Below are 750 nucleotides of genomic sequence, written 5' to 3'. Positions count from 1 at the left end.
CAAGGCAGATGAGCTGCACCTCACACCGCTGGAACTGATCGACCGCATCGCCGCGCTGGTGCCACCGCCACGCACCCACCGGCACCGCTACTTTGGTGTGCTGGCACCAAACTCGCCGCTGAGAGCGGCGGTAACGGCGCTGGCTCAGCCTGCTGCGTCGCAACCAGCCACGGTGGAGACTGCACAACCTGGCGCGGGCGTACCTGGGGTGGCGGCGCCGGGCAACGCGGCCACACCCACACCCGAACCTGAAGCACGCCCGAAGCGAGCGGCGCATTACTTGTGGGCGGTGCTGATTGCCCGCATCTACGAGGCATTTCCGCTGCTGTGCCCCATGTGCGGTGGGCAGATGCGCATCATTGCCTTCATCACCCACAGCGCCGAAATCCGCCACATCCTGAACCACATCGGGGTGGAGTCTGCCCCCCCGCACATCACCCCGGCACGCGGGCCACCGCTGTGGGAGGGCTGCGACGCGCCGGTGGATGATGGTGCGCAAGGCGAGCCGGATTGGGATCTGGCAGCTCAACCCGACGAGGTAGACCAGCGCGTCAATTGGTGACCCAGTGAAGCGGCGGTATCCATCGCTGCGGGGAAGCAGCTGCGCGCGCGCCAGGCCCAAATGCATACTGCCTCCCAAGCTCTTGCCATTGAGCGGCAAGCGAGCGCTCAACCTTCCTTGGCCGAACGTGTTTCGAGGCCCAAAACTCGTGCCATACTTGGCCTCATGCGGTTGAATTTCCTATCCGT

Annotated in this window: 1 protein-coding gene; it reads left to right on the top strand. The window is 65.2% G+C overall.

The annotated features are described in order from the left end of the window. Positions 1 to 562: transposase (locus JAO85_RS25550; protein WP_202789303.1), on the top strand; the 562-nt coding region annotated here is incomplete at its 5' end. Positions 563 to 750 lie beyond the last annotated feature (188 nt).

It is taken from the genome of Comamonas sp. NyZ500, from assembly GCF_016772095.1.
In the GTDB taxonomy this organism is placed as follows: domain Bacteria; phylum Pseudomonadota; class Gammaproteobacteria; order Burkholderiales; family Burkholderiaceae_C; genus Comamonas; species Comamonas thiooxydans.
The sequence above is the reverse complement of the archived record's forward strand: the minus strand, read 5'-3'. Positions and strand labels throughout refer to the sequence as shown.